Source organism: Ideonella sp. P3_A4, assembly GCF_056403075.1.
This window is the reverse complement of record NZ_JBFUGE010000089.1, coordinates 1-16,937: the sequence shown is the minus strand read 5'-3', so window position 1 is coordinate 16,937 and position 16,937 is coordinate 1. Positions and strand designations below refer to the sequence as shown.

The window sequence follows — 16,937 nt, the reverse complement described above, 5'->3', positions numbered from 1 at the left end:
TGTTGATGCTGCTCGGGATGGCGCCAAGGCGACCTGCGGCAAGCCGCGCCCGAGGATCTAATCGCCGAAAGCGATGGCGTCGGACTCCCGTGCAGCAGCCCGCATTTTGTCCTACGGCCTCACGTTTTCCCTCACCCTGCCCCCCCTATGTCGGGTTTCGGGCTGCCAGAACGTTTAGCTGAGTGCATGGACCATCGGTGCGATCCACTACGAACAGATACATCTGAATCGACGCGGGCTTGTGAACGATCGCGAAAGGCTCGCTATGCCCGGGAGGCGTAGACGCAGATGACGAAGAAAAAGGAAAACGCCCATGAAGCCGCAGCTGCTGCGACGGGCTACTTGTTCCAGTGCCGCTATGCGCTCCTCAAGGGACTTGAGGCGATTTCCGATCGTCCGGAGTTGGAGCTCACCATTGAGAAGTTCGACGATGTTGCCTTCGTGACGGGTGGATCACCCGTCGAGCTAATCCAGACCAAACATCACGTCGCCCAGGCGGGCAACCTTTCGGATGCCAGCGTTGACCTTTGGAAGACGGTCGGTATCTGGGTCCAGCTTGTGACCGAGGATATTGACGAAGTCTTTCGTCGCCGATTCGTTCTTGTGACAACGAGCGCGGCCTCTGACGGGTCAGCTGCGTCCTTCTTGCGTGTGCGAGACCGTAATGAGGATCGCGCACGACAGTTGCTCGCTAAGACCGCCGCAACCTCAAAGAGCGTGGAGAATGCAGCAGCGTATAAGGCATTCGCCGACCTGGGGGAAGCGCGGCAGGCGACCCTGCTGAAGTCGATCGATGTCCTCGATGGCTCGCCCAACATCATTGATGTTCGCGAAGACATCTGCCGTGCCGTTCGGATGGCCGTGGCGAAGGAACACGTGGATCACTTCGTTGAGCGGTTAGAGGGCTGGTGGTTTGGTGTTGTAGTCAACGCGCTGACCTGCCGGAGTTCCATCCCTGTCATGTCCATCGATAACCGGGTGGACGAACTCAGAGAGGAGTTTCGACGAACCTCGCTTCCGGTCGATTTCTTTGGCGTGACTCCGCCGGCGGCGGTGGTCGCCGACCTCGACAAGCGTCCGTTCGTGCGACAGCTCCGCCGAATTGGCGTGGGATCGCAGCGGATCGAGTACGCGATCCGGGACTACTACCGCGCCTGGGAGCAACGTTCGAAGTGGGCGCGCGAGCAGCTCCTCGTTGATGGCGAAGTGAATTTATACGAACAGCAGTTAGTTGAAGCGTGGGAGCCAAGGTTCGCCGCGATGGTCGACGAACTACCGAGCGCGTGCGGCGATGACGTGAAAGTCACTTTGGGCCAGTCGCTCTACAAGTGGGCGGAGGTCGATGCGCTCTTTCCGCTTCGGTCTGCTGCGCATCGGTTCCTGACGCACGGGAGCTTTCAGATCCTCGCGAACCGGCACAAGGTTGGTTGGCATCCCGACTTCATGGATGAGGCGGAGTCGCCCGACGAGGAAGGGRGTGAGTCGTGACGAAGAGCTGGCATGACCGGGCCGTCGAGGAAGCAAACCTTTTCAACCCGGCGTTCTGCGCGACCTTGCTCGCGGTGGCAGCGAAGGACTTTCGAGGTAAGGCACACCGTCCACTGCCCTTTGCACTTGGCTTCTTAGTGCTCCCCATCGTCCTCCATCGAGACACACGCGCCGCGCTGCCGCATTCGACGATTACGTCGCTGTTGTCCTGGGTTCAAGGCAACCAGGCCTGCTTGGTTGGATTTGCCCAGAGAGTCAGTCAGCTCAAGATGATGACAAGGGAGGCCATCTTGTTCGGCATTGCATACGATGCGATCGAGCTTGGCGAAGATGGTGAGCTCGCGCCGGCGGCCGGGTTTCTGGCCCCGACTGAGAAGCGAACGGAGCTCTTTACTTCCGATGCTCGTGATTGTGCGGATCGCGCGGCGTTCATTGGTCGGTGGTTCTCGGCTGCGGGTACAACATCAACGATCTTTTCTGCGTGGGGAGTAGCGCCGTGAGCCTGCAGATTGCGAAGCTAGTCCTCTACAGCCATTCAGGGCAAGTTCGGGTGCTTGCGTTCAATATCGGCGGTCTCAGTGTGCTCACGGGCGCTTCGAAGACGGGCAAGTCGGCGATCATCGACATCATTGACTACTGCACTGGCAGGAGCGACTGCAATGTGGCCGCAGGYGTGATACGTAAGCACGTGGCCTGGTACGGCCTGCTGTTCCAGCTCGGTAGCGGCCAAGTCTTTGTGGCTCGCAAGAATCCAGCCGTAGGGGAGAAGACAAGTCCCGAGGTATATGTCGAACGTGGAGCGCAGCTGGCTTTGCCCGAGGCTTCCGCACTTCACAAGAACATGACCGTGGATGCGCTGGAACAGTTCCTTGGAGGCGCGATCGGCATCAGTGAGAACGAGCATCGGCCTGAAGCCCCGACGCGTGATCCGCTGAATGCGAACTTTCGGCATGCTCTGCTGTTCTCGATTCAAGATCAGAACGACATTGACAGCAAGCAGCGGCTGTTCCACCGACAGGGTGAGGATTTCGTCGGGCAGGCCATTCGGGACACTTTCCCGTATTTCCTCGGCGCGATCGACGAAAACAGGCTGCTCAAACAGGCGCAGCTTGAGCAAGCGCGGCGAGCTCTACGCCAGCTTGAGCGCCGGGTACGCGAAGCCGAGGCGTTGGACAGCAGCACCTACCCACGCGCTGAGGCGCTTCTCGACGAGGCGCGTCATGTTGGCCTACTCGACGAGCGCTTCCGTCCGGCGAGCTACGAACGTGCAATCGAGGCCCTGCGGAAAATCGGCAGTGAGGATCTTCCACGCAGTGATGCTGTGGTCGGCGACGGGGAGGCCGCGTTGGCGGAGCTTCGTGCGCAGCGGCAGAGTCTTCGCGATGAAATGGAGCGGCTGAACGTCGAGATTCGATCGACGCGTGTGTTCACGTCGGAGACGACAGGCTTCGAGCGAGAGGCGAAGGAGCAACGCGCACGCCTCAGTACCGTAGGACTCTTCAGGGCCGATCACGCACATGGAACGGAGCAGTGTCCTGTCTGCGCAAGTGTTCTCGGAGACCAGATTCCAGCTGTTGCTCGGATTGCGCGCGCACTTCAGGGGCTCAATGAAGAGCTTGAGACGGTTCAGGCTGAGAATCCGCGCCTTCAGGCACGGCTCGCTGCGCTTCAACGCGAGGAAGAGGAAATCCAGACAAAGCTCCGCGAGAACCAGCATCGAATCAACGCGCGCATTCAAGAGAACGAAGTTCTGAGGGTGCAGCAGGATGCTTTCATCTTGCGTGCGCGGGTCGTCGGAAAGGTTCAGCAATACGTGGAGACCGCGACCAATCGGGACGACAACTCGGCTCTGCGGCGGCAACATGAGCTTGCCGCTGCTCGCGTCGCTGCCCTGGAGGCGGAGCTAGACATCAACTCTGTACGAGAGAAGCTCAGCGCGTTCCTCAACATCATCGGCCGTGAGATGACGGAGTACTCGAAGGCGTTGAAGCTCGAGCACAGCGACTCCCAGCTACGGCTGGACATTCGCAACCTAACTGTAGTAGCCGACACGATTGACGGCCCTGTTCCACTCTACAAAATGGGCAGCGGCGAGAACTGGGTTGGCTATCACATCCTTGCGCACCTCGCCTTGCACAAGTGGTTCCGAATGAAGGGACGGCCCGTGCCAGGCTTCATCATCTTCGACCAGCCGTCGCAAGCGCACTACCCGCCGGCTCGCGATGCGAATGGATCGCTGACGGTGCTGAACGACGAGGACCAGGAGGCTGTGCTTGACTTGTTCAAGTTGGTCGCGAAGGCGGCCCACGACTTGGCACCACAGCTACAGATCATCGTTATGGATCATGCCGACCTGACCGAAGACTGGTTCCAATCGGCGGTCGTGGAGCGCTGGCGAGGAGGACGGAAGCTGATCCCATCGGATTGGTTATCAAGCGGGCAATGATGGTGCGGCTAGTGAGGTAAAGATGGCTGGGCGTCCTCCGAAGGTCGGACATGTTCGTGATGCCTTTCTCGCGGCATCAACATCTGCGAGAGAACTGGTCGAGGCGGTCTCAGCGCTCGCTGCCATTCACCCACACACCGCTGCGCCGCGGCTCCATCCGGAGCAATGCCGTCGAGTCGTGGAGCTGGCTTTCCTGGGTCTGGTGTCGGCCTGGGAAGAATTCTTGGAGCAGTCGTTTGTTCGCTACCTGGCTGGCGCCAAGGCAGACGATGCTAGTAGTCCGACTTTGCGACTCGGGAAGGCGGCGGACATATCACATTCATACCATCTTATCTCTGGGGATCCTTCGTACGATCCGACGAAGAACTACTCGAAGTTCGGGGATCCCAAATGGGTCATTGCGATCGCGAAGAACTACATGGTGCGCGGTGCCCCGTACGCAACACAGCTGCACCCCAACGTTCAGATCCTGCTGTCGGCTGTGAAGCTTAGAAATCGCGTCGCGCACAACTCGGAGAAGTCGCGCGCGGACTTCAAGAAGACAGCGCGAGAGCACCTCGGGCTTGCCGAGGGGGTCGCGCTCACGCAGGGCTACGGTGCGGGAGATCTTTTGCTCGCACCGGCAGAGAGACTGTTCGGCGCTCAGGCTCGTGATCGCGGTTGGACCTTCTTTACCGCGTACAACGCCCGCATGAGAAGGCTTGCCCGGGAGATCGCCCCGCCTCCTCCACCAACATGACACTGGACTTTTATAGGTACCAAGCGAGGTTGCTCCGACGCGGCAAAAGCTTTCCGCGGTGGCGTTCGCGGCGCAGCGAGCCACGTCTCGAAGCGCATCGGGGACAGTTGGACAGCTGCCCTTCGGGGGCGTCGCGTCCAAGCGCTCGTAGTCAGAGGCTCATGATTCGGCCCAGTGGAAGTCGGTCGTCGGTCCGTCAGTCCAGCGTCTGCCTTCGACAAGAGCAGTCGGTCTGCGGCGCGCTCGAAGGACCGTAACCAGTCTGAAGCAGGCTTCGATACCCCGGCGATGCATGGCTGCTCCTGGCCTTCAGCGCCCTCACCGCAAGGTCGCCCCCCTCACTCCTCCACACTCACCACCCGTCGAATCTCATCCGTCTTGAACCCTAACGCCATCGGCGTATGCACATCCGGCAGCGGGATCACGTCGTAGAGTTCGTCGACAATGCCTTCGATGCGCAGCCAGTGCACGGCGTCGCCGGTGCGAAGGTCGATCACCTGAATGCCGCAGCGGGCATTGGTTTCGCGCTCGCGCAGGCGCTCGTCGAGCGGCAGGCCGCTGAAGGTCTTGTTGTCGCGCGGTTTGGAAAGGCCGACGATGGCGAAGTCGTCGACGAAGTACAGGCCGCGCAGGTAGCCGGCGCAGAAGGCCACGGGCACGAAGCGGCCGGTGTCGAGCTCGATGTGGCCGAACTCGCCGGTGCCGGAGTTCAACACCCACAGCTTGCCGCGGTGCCAGCGCGGTGAGTGCGGCATGCTCAGGCCGCGGGCGACGATTTCGTTGCTGGCCACGTCGACCACCACGCCGCCGTTGGCGCGGTGTTYACGCCAACCGTCCACCACGTCGCTGGTGCTCGCTGCGGTCACGTAGGCGGGCTTGCCGTCTTTCATCGCGAGGCCGTTCAAGTGGCAGCGGTCTTCGGCCGCGAGGCGGCTGATGAAGGGCGGGCGCCAGATCGGCTTGAAGCTGTGGGTGTCGCTCAGCGTGGCCAGGCAGCCGAACAGCGTGTTGACGAAGACGAGCCGCCCATCGCCGTCGACCGCCATGTCGTGGATGTCGAGGTCGCCGGTGGTGTTGCCCAGTTGCGGCACGTAGAGCCGGTCGTAGCCGTCTTGCGTCTGCCCGGGCTGCAGCACGTTCACGAAGCGCCAGACCTGGTAGAGGCTGCTCATGTAGAAGCCGTTGTCGGCCGGGCACAGGCCCATGCAGCGGTTGAAGCTGCGCTCGAAGACCGACAGCTCTCGCTCGCGGTCGGGCTTGATCCCGAGCAGGAACAGCTTGCCGATCTGGTAGGTCGTGAGCGCAATCGAGAGCCGCTGCTGCGCCATCCAGGCGAGCATTTGGCGCGAAGTGGTGATCTCGAGGGCGGGTGCAGCAGCGGTGGCGGTCATGGCAAGGCGTCTGACGCAGGCTGGACCTGCTGGTTCACCAGCAACTGCGCACGGCCGGCAATGCTGTTCCACACAGTGTAGGCCTGGCCGTTGCGGAAGACAGTGCCCGCGTTTTTCCAGTTAGGCCAGGCGGTGGTCAGCGAGTCGCCGGCGTTGCCGTCGACGACGAGCTGGTGACGGCGCGTCGTCTGCGCGAACTTGTAGCTGCCGTTCGTCCAGCCGAGCGCGGCGCGGTTGCCGGCGTTGATGAGGTTCATGCCGGTCATGTCGTGCACGTCCGCCATGCTCAGGCGAAGCTGGTTGTCGCCATCGCCCGTCAGGTCGATGCGCTCGATCGACTCGATGCGCGAGAGGTTGCCCGGCAGGCTCATGCCCTGGCTGGACACGTGGCGCAGGTCGAGGGTGATGCCTCCGCCCGACAGGCTCAGCGTGTCGAACCCGGCACCGCCATCAACGCGCGCAAGTTGCTGGACGTTGCCACCGCTGCCCAGCGGCGAGCGCAGCGCCGTCACGTTGCCGGCGTTGAGCACCAGCGTGTCATTGCCCGGGCCGCCGTACAGCACATCAGCGCCACCGTTGCCGACCAGCACGTCGTTGCCCGCACCGCCGGCCATCGATTCGCTGGCCGCGCTGCCGGTGAGCGCGTCGTTGCCCGGCGTTCCGACCTGGTCGAAGGCGGTGGGATCGAAGACTGTCGTGTTGCCGCCAAAGACCACGTAGCTGCGCCCGGCGCCGGCCGCTCCGGGCAAGTCCACGTCGGGCGCCCCGATGATGAGGTCGGGGAACCCGTCGCCGTTCACGTCGCCCGCCGCGCCGACGGAGGTGCCCACGCCGCTATAGACGGCCTCGCCCATGATCGTCACGCCGGCAGCTGCCCCCCCTGTCACAGAGCGGAGATCGATGTTGGCGGTGTCTGCCTTGCCGTAGACGACATAGCTGCGGCCGCCGGCGTAGACATTGTCGGCGTCGGCCCCCGGCGCGCCGATGAGCAGGTCGGACAGACCGTCGCCGTTCAGGTCGCCGATGCTGACGGCCGATCTGCCGCTGTAGTCGTAGCGGATCGATTCGCCATAGATCGCGAAGCCTTTGCCGCGGCCAGCCTCGATGTCGGTCAGTGCGACCGGCGCGGTGGTCTTGTGGCCGAAGATCACGTAGGTGACCCCCTTTGCCCAACGGCCGTACCGCTGGGACTTGCCCGGCGCGGTGATCAGTACGTCGGCCAGGCCGTCGCCGTTCATGTCGCCGGCGGCCGCCACGACGCTGCCGCTGACGTCATAGTCCACCCCGCCATCGAGCCTGAAGCCGCCCTCACCCGCGGACACCTGAACCAGGTCGATCTGCGCGGTGCCGTGCCTGCCAAACACCACATAGCTGCGGCCCATGCGGTCGTTCATCTCGGGCACGCCGATCACCAGATCGGCCAGCCCGTCGCCGTTGAAGTCACCAGCGCCGGCAATGTTGGCCGCCCCCCAATGCGCTTCGCCCTTGATCGCGACGCCGCCGGCCCCTTGCGCGACGGCCGACAACTCGACCTGCGCGGTGTTCGTCTTGCCGAAGACAACGTAGCAGCACTCCTCCTTCAAATCTTCGGACCTGTGGCGCAGGCCGACGGCCACGTCGGAGAGGCCGTCGCCGTTGAAGTCACCAGCAGCTGCGACAGAGAAGCTCTGGACATCGTTGGGGCTGATCCCGTGGATCGCGAAGCCGCCGCCCTGCCCTGCCGCCACGGCCGACAGCTCGACAGGCGCGGTGTCGGCCTTGCCGAAGACGACGTAGCTGCGATCCTCCGGCTCGGGGCTGCCGAACAGCTGCCCCACGCCGATGAGGACGTCAGCCAGGCCGTCGCCGTTGACATCGCCCGCCGCGGCCACCGAGGAGCCGCTGTTCCTGTTGACGCCTTCGCCGCGAATCACGAAGCCGCCACCCTGGCCAGCGGCGATCCGGTCCAGGTTGAAGGGCTCGGTGCCCGGCTTGCCGAAGACCACGTAGGTCGCGCCGGCGTGCCAGGCGCCCGGGCCTTCTCCCGGCACGCCGACGATCAGGTCGTCGAGCCCGTCGCCGTTGACATCGCCGGCACCCGCCACGCTCGCGCCGCTGGAGGCGTACTTGACCGTGGTGCCGTTGATGATGAAACCGCCCTTGCCGGCCGAAACGTCGGCAAGGTGGATGCTCGGGTCCATCGTCTGACGGGCCACCGGCTGCTGTGCCGTTGGCACGCGGGCGGCTGCCGGCGCGCAACTGAGGGTTGCGGCCAGCGCGATCGTCGTCAACGCAACGGCTGGCCCCAGTCGCCCGGCAGATTGGACCTGACGCAAGTATCGATAAGAACCCATTGGTTTTCCTCTCCTGTTGAGGCAGCGGCCATCTCGATGACAGGCAGGGTGCGCTGCGCGGCGTGCAACGTGACACTCGAAGTCAGAAGACGTCCAGTCATTCTTAGAGTGCATCCATAACTTGTTAGTTTACCGGCTCAAAGAGCAGGCCATCCCATCACGGCGGGCTCTCGGCCGCGGGTTGCACCTGCTGGTTGACCAGCAGCTGGGCGCGGCCGGCGACGCTGTTCCAAACAGTGTAGGCCTGGCTGCCGTGGAAGACGGTGCCCATGCTCTTCCAGTCGCGCCAGGTGGCGGCCAGCGTATCGCCGGCGTTGCCGTCGATGACCAGCTGGTGGCGGCGCATGGTCTGCGTGAACTTGTAGCTGCCGTTGCTCCAGCCGAGCGCGGCCTGGTTGCCGGCGTTGATGAGGTTCATGCCGGTCATGTCTTGCACATCGGCCACGGCCAGGCGAAGGCTGTTGTCGCCATCGCCCGTCAGATCGATACGCTCGATCGATTCGATGCGCGAGGCACTGCCGGGCATGCTCATGTCCTGGCTGAAGACAGTGCGCAGGTTGAGAGTTATGTTCGCGCCCGCAAGGCTGAGCGTGTCGAAGCCTGCCCCGCCGTCGATGCGGGCCAGCTGTTTGCGGTTGGCTCCTTGCCCGTAGGGCAGCCTCAGCGCCGTGATGTTGCTGGCGTTCAGCATCAACGTGTCGTTGCCCGGGCCACCGTAGAGCACATCGGCGCCGCCGTTGCCGATCAGCGTGTCGTTGCCGGCGCCGCCCAACAGCGATTCGCTGGCTTCGCTGCCGGTCAGCGTGTCGTCTGTCGGGCCGCCGACCTGGTCGAAGGCCGTCGGCTTGAAGGCCGCAGTGGTGCCGCCGAAGACCACGTAGCTGCGCCCCGCGTAGTCGTCGTCAGTCAGGCTGCGCCTGGGCGCGCCCAGAATCATGTCGGGCAGGCCATCGCCATTCACGTCGCCGGCCGCGGCCACGCTCGTGCCCATGGCGCCGTAGTTGCCTTCACCCATGATCGTGATGCCGTTGGTGGCGCCACCGGTGACGTAGGTGAGGTCGACCAAGGTGGCGTCGGTCTTGCCGAAGACCACATAGCTGCGGCCGCCTTGGTAGAAGTCATACGCGTCAGCCCCCGGCGCGCCGAGGAGCACGTCGGACAGGCCATCGCCGTTGATGTCGCCGATGTTGGCCACGCTGTTGCCGCTGTAGTCGTAGCGGATCGATTCACCGTAGATGGCGAAGCCGTTGCCGAGGCCTCTTTCAACGTCTTCCAGCTTGACCGCTTCGGTGGTCTTGCGGCCGAAGATCACGTAGGTAACGCCCTGCGCCCAACGGCCGTACTTCCAGTAGATGCCGGGGGCGCCGATCAGCACGTCGGCCAGGCCGTCGCCGTTCATGTCACCGGCCGCCGCCACGCTGCTGCCGCTGCCGTCGTAGTCGTCCCAGCCGTCGAGCTTGAAGCCGCCGGTGCCAGCCGCGACCGCGGTGAGTTCGATCGGCGTTGTGTCTGGCCGGCCAAACACCACGTAGCTGCGGCCGGCGCCGCCGAGCAGCCCGGGCGCGCCGATCACCAGATCGGCCAGGCCGTCGCCGTTCACATCGCCGGCGCCCGAGATCACGGTGTCGTGCTGATTCGGAATCTCGCCGTTGATCACGACCCCGCCGGTGCCTTGCGCGACCGCCGAGAGTTCGACCGGCGCGTTGCCCGTCTGGCCGAACACGACGTAGCTGCGGGCGTTGTTCGGCTCGCTGACGAAGCGGTCGTAGCGCACGGCGACGGCCACGTCGGCCAGCCCGTCGCCGTTGAAGTCGCCCGCGGCGCGCACGACGAAGCCGGTGGCCGTGTTGGGGCTGGACGCATGGATGGCGAAGCCCCCGCCGTGGCCGGCAGCCAGTTGCGACAACTCGACAGCTTCGGTGTCGGCCTTGCCAAACACGACGTAGCTGCGGTTCGCGTGCTTGACGTTGCCGTAGCGCGTGGCCACGCCAATGACGAAGTCGGCCAGGCCATCGCCGTTGACGTCGCCGGCGGCCGCCACCGTCATGCCGCTGCCCAGGTTCACCCCCTCGCCGCGGATCACGAACCCGCCACCGTGACCGGCGGCGATTTCGGCCAGGTCGACGGCTTGCGTCCCGGGCTTGCCGAACACCAGGTAGCTCGCGCCGGCGCGACCGGTGTAGCTACCCGTGCCTTCGCCCGGCACGCCGACGAGCAGGTCGTCCAGGCCGTCGCCGTTGACGTCACCGACGCCCGCCACGCTCTTGCCACTGAAGGCGTTCTGGATATTCGGGCCATTGATGATGAAGCCGCCCTTGCCGGAGGCCACATCTGAAAGCGCGATGTTCTTGACTTCCGCCCGGTTGGCGGCTGGCGAGTGCGCAGCTGGCGTCCGGGCGGCAGCCGGCGCGCAACTCAAGGCCGCGGCCAGCGCGATCATCGTCAAGGCGACGGCCGGGCCTGCTCGCCCAGCGGGCTTGGCTGAGCCGAGATCTCGATAAGAACCCATCGGTGTTTTTCTCCCTGCTGGAGCAGCAGCCGCACCTCAATGGCGGGCATGTGCGCTGCGCAGTGCGCAACGTAACACCTTGGACCCGGAGGCGTCCAGCGATCGGGAGTACAGTCCCCTAACTTGTTAGTTAAATGTATTGCAAGATGCAGCGGGGCCGTCACGGCGATCTGTAGTACACCGGCTGCACCTGCTGGTTCATCAGCAGTTGCGCACGGCCGGCGAGGCTGTTCCATACCGCGTACGCCTGTCCACCGTGATAGACGGTGCCCATGCTCTTCCAGTCGTGCAGCACCGTGGCCAGTACGTCGCCGGCATTGCCGTCGACGACGAGCTGGTGGCGGCGCGACGTCGCCTGGAACTGGTAGCTGCCGTTGCTCCAGCCGAGCGCGGCCTGGTTGCCGGCGTTGATGAGGTTCATGCCGGTCATGTCCTGCACGTCCTGCACAGCCAGGCGAACCTGGTTGTCGCCATCGCCCGTCAGGTCGATGCGCTCGATCGACTCGATGCGCGAGGCATTACCCGGCATGCTCATGCCCCGGCTGAAGACAGCGCGCAGATTGAGTGTGATGTTCGCGCCCGCCAGGCTGAGCGTGTCGAAACCGGCCCCGCCCTCGATGCGGGCCAGCTGATTGCGATTGCCCCCTTGCCCCCAGGCAGACCGCAGCGCCTTGACGTTGCTGGCGTTCACCACCAGGGTGTCGTCGCCGGGGCCGCCGTAAAGCACGTCGGCGCCGCCGTTGCCGATCAGCACGTCGTTGCCGGCGCCGCCCGCCAATGATTCGCGGGCGTCGCTGCCGGTCAGCGTGTCGTCACCTGGTGTGCCAACCTGGTCGAAGGCGGTTGGCCCGAAGGCACCCGTCRCCGAGCCGAAGATGACGTAGCTGCGCCCTGAGTTGTCTGCGCCGGTCAGGTCGCGCTCCGGCGCACCGACGATCAGGTCGGGCAGGCCATCGCCGTTGACATCGCCGGCGCCGGAAGCGCCAGTGCCCATCGCACCGTAGTCGCCTTCGCTGAAGATGGTGACACCGTCAGCCCCGCCGCCGGTGATGTAGCTCAGGCGCAGCAGGGTTGAATCGGTCTTGCCGTAGACCACGTAGGCACGGCCGCCGTAGTAACCATCTGAAGGCGGCTCCGAATCGGCGCCTGGTGCCCCGACGATCAGGTCGGACAGGCCGTCGCCATTGATGTCGCCGATGCTGGCCGCGCTCTTGCCGCTGTAGTCGTAGCGGATGGATTCGCCGTAGATGGCGAATCCGTTGCCCAGGCCCTGCTCGATGGTGCGCAGCACGACCGGCTCGGTGGTCTTGCGACCGAAAATCACATAGGTCACGCCCATGGCAAAGCGGCCGTACTTCCAGTAGCTGGCCGGTGCGGTGATCAACACATCGGCCAGGCCGTCGCCGTTCATGTCGCCCGCCGGGGCCACGACGCTGCCGCTGGCGTCGTACTCGTTCCAACCATCGAGCTTGAAGCCGCCGTCGCCAGCCGCGACCGCAGTCAACTCGATCGGGGCCGTGCCCGCCCGGCCGAACACCACGTAGCTGCGGCCGGCACCGCCGTTGAGCCCCGGGGCGCCGATCGCCAGATCGGCCAATCCGTCGCCGTTCACGTCGCCGACGCCGGAAATCACGCTGCTGCCGTGCGGGACTTCGCTGTTGATCACCACCCCGCCGTCACCCTGCGCAACCACTGACAACTGGACCGTCGATGGGCCTGCCTTGCCGAAGACGACGTAGTTGCGGCTGCTGCCATCTTTGCCCGGGCGGTCGTAGCGGACGCCCACGGCAATGTCGGCGAAACCGTCGCCGTTGTAGTCGCCCAGCGGCGCCACGTTGAAGCCGCTCGCCGTGGTTGGGCTGGCGATATGGATCGCGAAGYCGCCGCCCTGGCCGGCCGCCACCGCCAACAACTCGACCGGGCCGGTATCGGCCTTGCCAAACACGACGTAGCAGTTGCTGGCCGGTTGATCGTTGCCGAAGCGGGTGCCGTTGCCGATGAGCAGGTCGGCCAGGCCATCGCCATTGACATCGCCGGCAGCGGCCACCGTCTGGCCGGTGCCGTAATTGGTGCCTTCGCCATGGATGACAAACCCGCCTTGGCCGGCCGCCACGGCGGCCAGGTCGACGGCTTGCGTGTCCAGCTTGCCGAACACGACATAGCTCGCACCGATGCGATCGGGGTAGTTGTCGCCGCCATCGCCGGGCGCGCCGATGATGAGGTCGTCCAGCCCGTCGCCGTTGATGTCGCCGGCGCCCGCGACGCTCGCGCCGCTCAAGGCGAGCCTGTTCGCTGGACCGTTGATGATGAAGCCGCCCTTGCCAGCCGCGACATCCTTCAATGCAATGTTCTTGTGCACCGCCGGGTGGGGCGCGGCCACCTGGCGAGCAACGACCGGTGCGCAACTGAGCGCTGCTGCCAGCGCCAGCGTGGTCAAGGCGACAGCAGGCGCCACTCGCTCGGCTTGTCTGGCCGGGCGGAAAGCTCGATAGGTCCCCATCGATGTCTCTCCCTGGTAGAGCACGGCCAGCCACCTTGCGGCGGCGCCGGCCGAGTGTCGACCGACATGCTGTGCCGTGCGCAACGTAGCACCCGTGCCCCCTGCCGTCCAGCGATTGACCCTTGCGAGGCCTAACCGAACGGTTGATTGGCATCCGGCGGGCCGACCTTGAACGCCTGGTTACCAAACAACGCGCCCCTGTAAGCCGCTGGAAAGCGGTTTCAAACAAGAATGCGAGCGGGAACCCAGCATGCCCGTTCGAGGCACAGGGGGCCGGAGGAGCAACTGCATGACAAGGCTGAAGATTCGCGCGGCCTGGTTGGCTGCGCCTGTGCGCATCGCCGCCCTCGCCTGCGCCGCCGCCTTCACGTTGACCGCGGGCGCACCAGCGCTGGCCGCGGGCGGCCGCGCCGGTGCGCTCTCGATCGGCATCGAAAACGTCAACGATTCGCCACTCAAGGCGGCCAACTACCGAACGCTGTTGCGCTTCGTGCCGCGATCGACAATGGATGTCGACCGCGTCTACTTCGGCTTCAAGCTGCGTGGCGCCAATTGCTGGGATTCCGGCAACGCGGAATACGGCGCAGGCGACGGTGGGCTGATGCTGGTGCGGCTGGTCAAGATCGACAAGGCCACCGGCCTGCCCGCCGAGACGATCGCCTCCGAGACTGTCAACGGCTGYACGCGCCACAACCAGGCCAAGGCCGAGGTCGACAACCAGATCCCGGTGCTGGTCTGGGCCTCGCTGCATGGCACGCTCAAGGCCGGTCGCCTTTACGGCCTGGTGGTCAGCAACGTGCACGCCGATCCGGCGCACAACTTCTTCTCGTTCAACGCACCGATCGGTGATGCCGCGCTGGCCGGCCCGCACGGTCGCAACGAACTCAGCCGTTATGCCAAGGGCGCGCTGATGTCGCTCGACCCGCGCGAGCATGTGGCCTGGTCAGAAGACGGCGGCAAGAGCTGGCGCTACGGCAAGGCCAATGGCCAGTACCCGTCGTACATCAACGACCACGACACCAACCACCCGGCCATTCGCTTCCCGCAGTACGGCTTTCGGCTGACCAATGGCAGCACAGTGCCCGGCCAGCCCTACTACGCCTACAGCGTCGATTGCGTCGGTTGCACCGTCGCCTATGCCAACGCCAAGGTCGATCGAGACCTGACCGAGGTTGGGGGCTACACCGCAGGCGTTAGTGGCATCGGCACGCTGACGCTGAAGAACCTCTCGACCGGCCAGCAGGCCAGCTGCACGCCGTCGCAGGGCTATGGGTTTCGCAAGTGCTCGTTGTCACCGGCCGTGCATGTGGCCCCCGGGCAGAGCTATTCGATCCGCGCCACCGGCACGGTCGAGCTGATGAAGATGGATTACTCGCAGCGCGTGCTGTTCCCGCAAGTCGGCACCAGCAGCGGCGACTTCACCGCCTACCAGCCCTCACCCGCACCCGGCACCAACAAGCAGGACGTGCCCAACCTGTGGGCCGGCCCGCTGTCACCCCAAGTCCCGAACTGAACCCGCCCCAGGAGCCTTCGATGAACCAACCTCTGATCAGAATCGGCCTGGCGCTCGCCATGGCCTGGCTTGCGCCCGCAGCCCACGCCGCCGCCACCGGCCCGGTGTGCCTGTACAAGGACGCCAACTATGGCGGCAAACCCAACTGCAAGAGCGCCGACACGCCGAACCTGAAGGACACCTGGAACGACAAGACTTCGTCGGTCAAGGTCAGCGCGGGCTACGAGGCCACGCTGTTCGAGAACAAGCAGTACGGCGGCCGCTCGCTGACGCTGAAGGTGCACACCGCCAGCCTCGCCGGCGCCAACTTCAACGACATCACCACCTCGCTGAAGGTGGTCAAGAAGTGCACCGCCGTCAGTTGGCAAGAAGGCGTGAACTACTGGCTGGGCGACGTGGTGCGCTTCGAGCCGAACGGCCAGTACTACAAGGTCATCAACGTCACCGCCAACGGCACCGACGGCACCAACCCGACCATCAGCACCTGGTACTGGGCACCCACCACCTGCGGCGACGGCGGTGGCGACAGCGGCAAGCTCAGCGGCGGCTACTACGTGAACTGGACGCCCTCGCCGCTGCGCCTGCGCGACCTGCCGCTCAACTACAACCTGGTCTACCTATTCCACGCGGTGCCGGTGGGCGGCCCGCCGGGCACCACCGGTGCTGTGACCTACTCGCCGCCGGGCGACGGCCGCGGCGCCGCCACACACTTGAACGAAGACATCGCCTACGCCCGCACGGTGCAGCACCGCAAGGTCCTGCTGTCGGTGGGTGGTGCGAAGAACGGCATGAGCTTCCCGACCCGCACCAAGTCACAGACCTTTGTCGACAGCATCGTCTCGATCTACAACCAGCTCGGTGGCTTCGACGGCATGGACTGGAACACCTTCGAGGGCGACCAGACGCCCGACACGAGCGAGATGGCCTGGATCAGCAAGGAGCTCAAGCGCCTGTACCCGGGCTTCATCATCAGCGCACCGCCAGCGCCGTGGAACCCGGTCGACAAGACCTTCTGCAAGGACATGCTGAACGCCGGTGCGATCGACTACTGCGCCCCGCAGTACTACGACGGCCCCGGCCTGGCCGAGCCGGATTACGTGGTGGGCAACGTGCAGGAGTGGGTCAACCTGCTGGGCCCGACGCATGTGATGGTCGGCCTGGGCATCAACACCTCGCTGCCGAACTACATGACCAAGGCCCAGGCGATCGACACATGGACCCGCGTCGAGGCAGCCAACCCCACGATCCACGGCGGCTTCGACTGGGAAACCGGCACCGACGAAACGCAGGGCTGGCCGTTCGCCAATGGCGTGGCGCCGCTGATCCTGCACTGACCCGAAAGGCGCGGCCACAGCCGCGCCTTCGGAGGGTCAGCGAACCACCGGCGTCAGCACGACAGCCTGAACCTTCCCGTCGACGAGGTTCTTGGCGGTGCCGACGATCTGGCCCTTCTTGTTGATGCCGCGGGCTTGCGTGATCAGCCAGGTGGCCTTGTCATCGGCGCTGAGTACATCGTTCAGGTTGTAGAGCTTTTCGCCGTCATAGACAAAGCCACGGTAGTCGATGCCACCCGGGGTGACCGTCGAGTTACCAACGGCCCAGCCCGCCTTGTTGATGGCGTACGCGCAGGCGTTGGTGCCGCCCAGCGTCGGCAGGCCTTGCATCAGGCCGCTGGCGTAGATGAAGGCCTCTTCCGACACATTGCCGGCCGTCTTCGAGCACCCGACCACCTGGCGCGACTGGTTGATGCCCGTGGCCCTCGACGTGGTGCCGCCCAGAGTGCCCAGGTCACGCATCGTGCCCGCGCGCAAGAGGAAGGCGTGCGTTTCGCCATTGGCCAGGTCAGATGAGCCCACCACGTCGCCGCGGTCATTGATCCCGTAGCCGTAGCTGTTGTCGCCGCCCAGCGTGCCGAGCCGGCTCAACGAACCGTTGTCCCAGACGAAGGCGCGAGTCTTCTGATCGAGCGTCTCGGTGGAGCCGACCAGCATGCCGACGTTGTTGATGCCGGGGCCGGT

11 protein-coding genes are annotated in these 16,937 nt (G+C 64.9%); 6 read left to right on the top strand and 5 right to left on the bottom strand.

Annotated elements, in window-relative coordinates:
• Positions 1–288: 288 nt before the first annotated feature.
• From AC1DYI_RS11230 to AC1DYI_RS11215, 4 genes are all read left to right on the top strand, one after another.
• Complete coding sequence (locus tag AC1DYI_RS11230; protein ID WP_477204191.1) at positions 289–1,488, top strand: ABC-three component system protein; 1,200 nt, start codon at positions 289–291, stop codon at positions 1,486–1,488.
• Entirely contained in the window at positions 1,485–1,988 is a 504-nt protein-coding gene (locus AC1DYI_RS11225; RefSeq protein ID WP_477204190.1) for a three component ABC system middle component, read from the top strand. The genes AC1DYI_RS11230 and AC1DYI_RS11225 overlap by 4 nt, the downstream gene beginning before the upstream one ends.
• Positions 1,985–3,934, top strand: a complete 1,950-nt coding sequence (locus AC1DYI_RS11220; RefSeq protein ID WP_477204189.1) for a DUF3732 domain-containing protein — start codon at positions 1,985–1,987, stop codon at positions 3,932–3,934. The genes AC1DYI_RS11225 and AC1DYI_RS11220 overlap by 4 nt, the downstream gene beginning before the upstream one ends.
• A gap of 178 nt (positions 3,935–4,112) precedes the next feature.
• Positions 4,113–4,673: a hypothetical protein gene (locus AC1DYI_RS11215; RefSeq protein WP_477204188.1), complete on the top strand. Its 561-nt coding sequence runs from the start codon at positions 4,113–4,115 to the stop codon at positions 4,671–4,673.
• Positions 4,674–5,011: 338 nt separating this feature from the next.
• Here the strand turns inward: AC1DYI_RS11215 and AC1DYI_RS11210 are convergent, their stop codons facing one another.
• The 4 genes from AC1DYI_RS11210 to AC1DYI_RS11195 all read right to left on the bottom strand — a co-directional run bounded on the left by AC1DYI_RS11210 (position 5,012) and on the right by AC1DYI_RS11195 (position 13,406).
• The gene (locus AC1DYI_RS11210; RefSeq protein ID WP_477204187.1) at positions 5,012–6,064 is read right to left on the bottom strand and encodes a TIGR03032 family protein; all 1,053 of its coding nucleotides are present in this window, start codon (positions 6,062–6,064) and stop codon (positions 5,012–5,014) included.
• Positions 6,061–8,397 (bottom strand): hypothetical protein, encoded by a 2,337-nt coding sequence (locus AC1DYI_RS11205; protein ID WP_477204186.1) that lies wholly within the window; start codon positions 8,395–8,397, stop codon positions 6,061–6,063. Before AC1DYI_RS11205 ends, AC1DYI_RS11210 begins: the two co-directional genes overlap by 4 nt.
• A gap of 157 nt (positions 8,398–8,554) precedes the next feature.
• A complete protein-coding gene (locus AC1DYI_RS11200; RefSeq protein ID WP_477204185.1) occupies positions 8,555–10,906 on the bottom strand; it encodes a hypothetical protein in 2,352 nt (783 codons plus the stop codon).
• Between the two features lie 160 nt (positions 10,907–11,066).
• Positions 11,067–13,406 carry a hypothetical protein gene (locus AC1DYI_RS11195; protein ID WP_477204184.1) on the bottom strand — a complete coding sequence of 780 codons (2,340 nt, stop codon included), beginning with the start codon at positions 13,404–13,406 and terminating at the stop codon, positions 11,067–11,069.
• A gap of 289 nt (positions 13,407–13,695) precedes the next feature.
• On the opposite strand from AC1DYI_RS11195, the gene AC1DYI_RS11190 reads away from it, so the two are divergent.
• Together AC1DYI_RS11190 and AC1DYI_RS11185 are read left to right on the top strand one after the other, a co-directional pair.
• A complete protein-coding gene (locus tag AC1DYI_RS11190) occupies positions 13,696–14,919 on the top strand; it encodes a hypothetical protein (protein ID WP_477204192.1) in 1,224 nt (407 codons plus the stop codon).
• Between the two features lie 20 nt (positions 14,920–14,939).
• Positions 14,940–16,253, top strand: a complete 1,314-nt coding sequence (locus AC1DYI_RS11185) for a peptidase inhibitor family I36 protein (RefSeq protein ID WP_477204183.1) — start codon at positions 14,940–14,942, stop codon at positions 16,251–16,253.
• Positions 16,254–16,289: 36 nt separating this feature from the next.
• Here AC1DYI_RS11185 and AC1DYI_RS11180 read toward each other — a convergent pair.
• The coding region (locus tag AC1DYI_RS11180) for a DUF3466 family protein (protein ID WP_477204182.1) at positions 16,290–16,937 on the bottom strand (648 nt) is incomplete at its 5' end.

Bases quoted from the DNA above. Each gene is read 5' to 3' on its own strand.
- AC1DYI_RS11205 (WP_477204186.1), bottom strand. From the start codon at position 8,397: ATGGGTTCTTATCGATACTTGCGTCAGGTCCAATCTGCCGGGCGACTG.
- AC1DYI_RS11200 (WP_477204185.1), bottom strand. From the start codon at position 10,906: ATGGGTTCTTATCGAGATCTCGGCTCAGCCAAGCCCGCTGGGCGAGCA.
- AC1DYI_RS11185 (WP_477204183.1), top strand. From the start codon at position 14,940: ATGAACCAACCTCTGATCAGAATCGGCCTGGCGCTCGCCATGGCCTGG.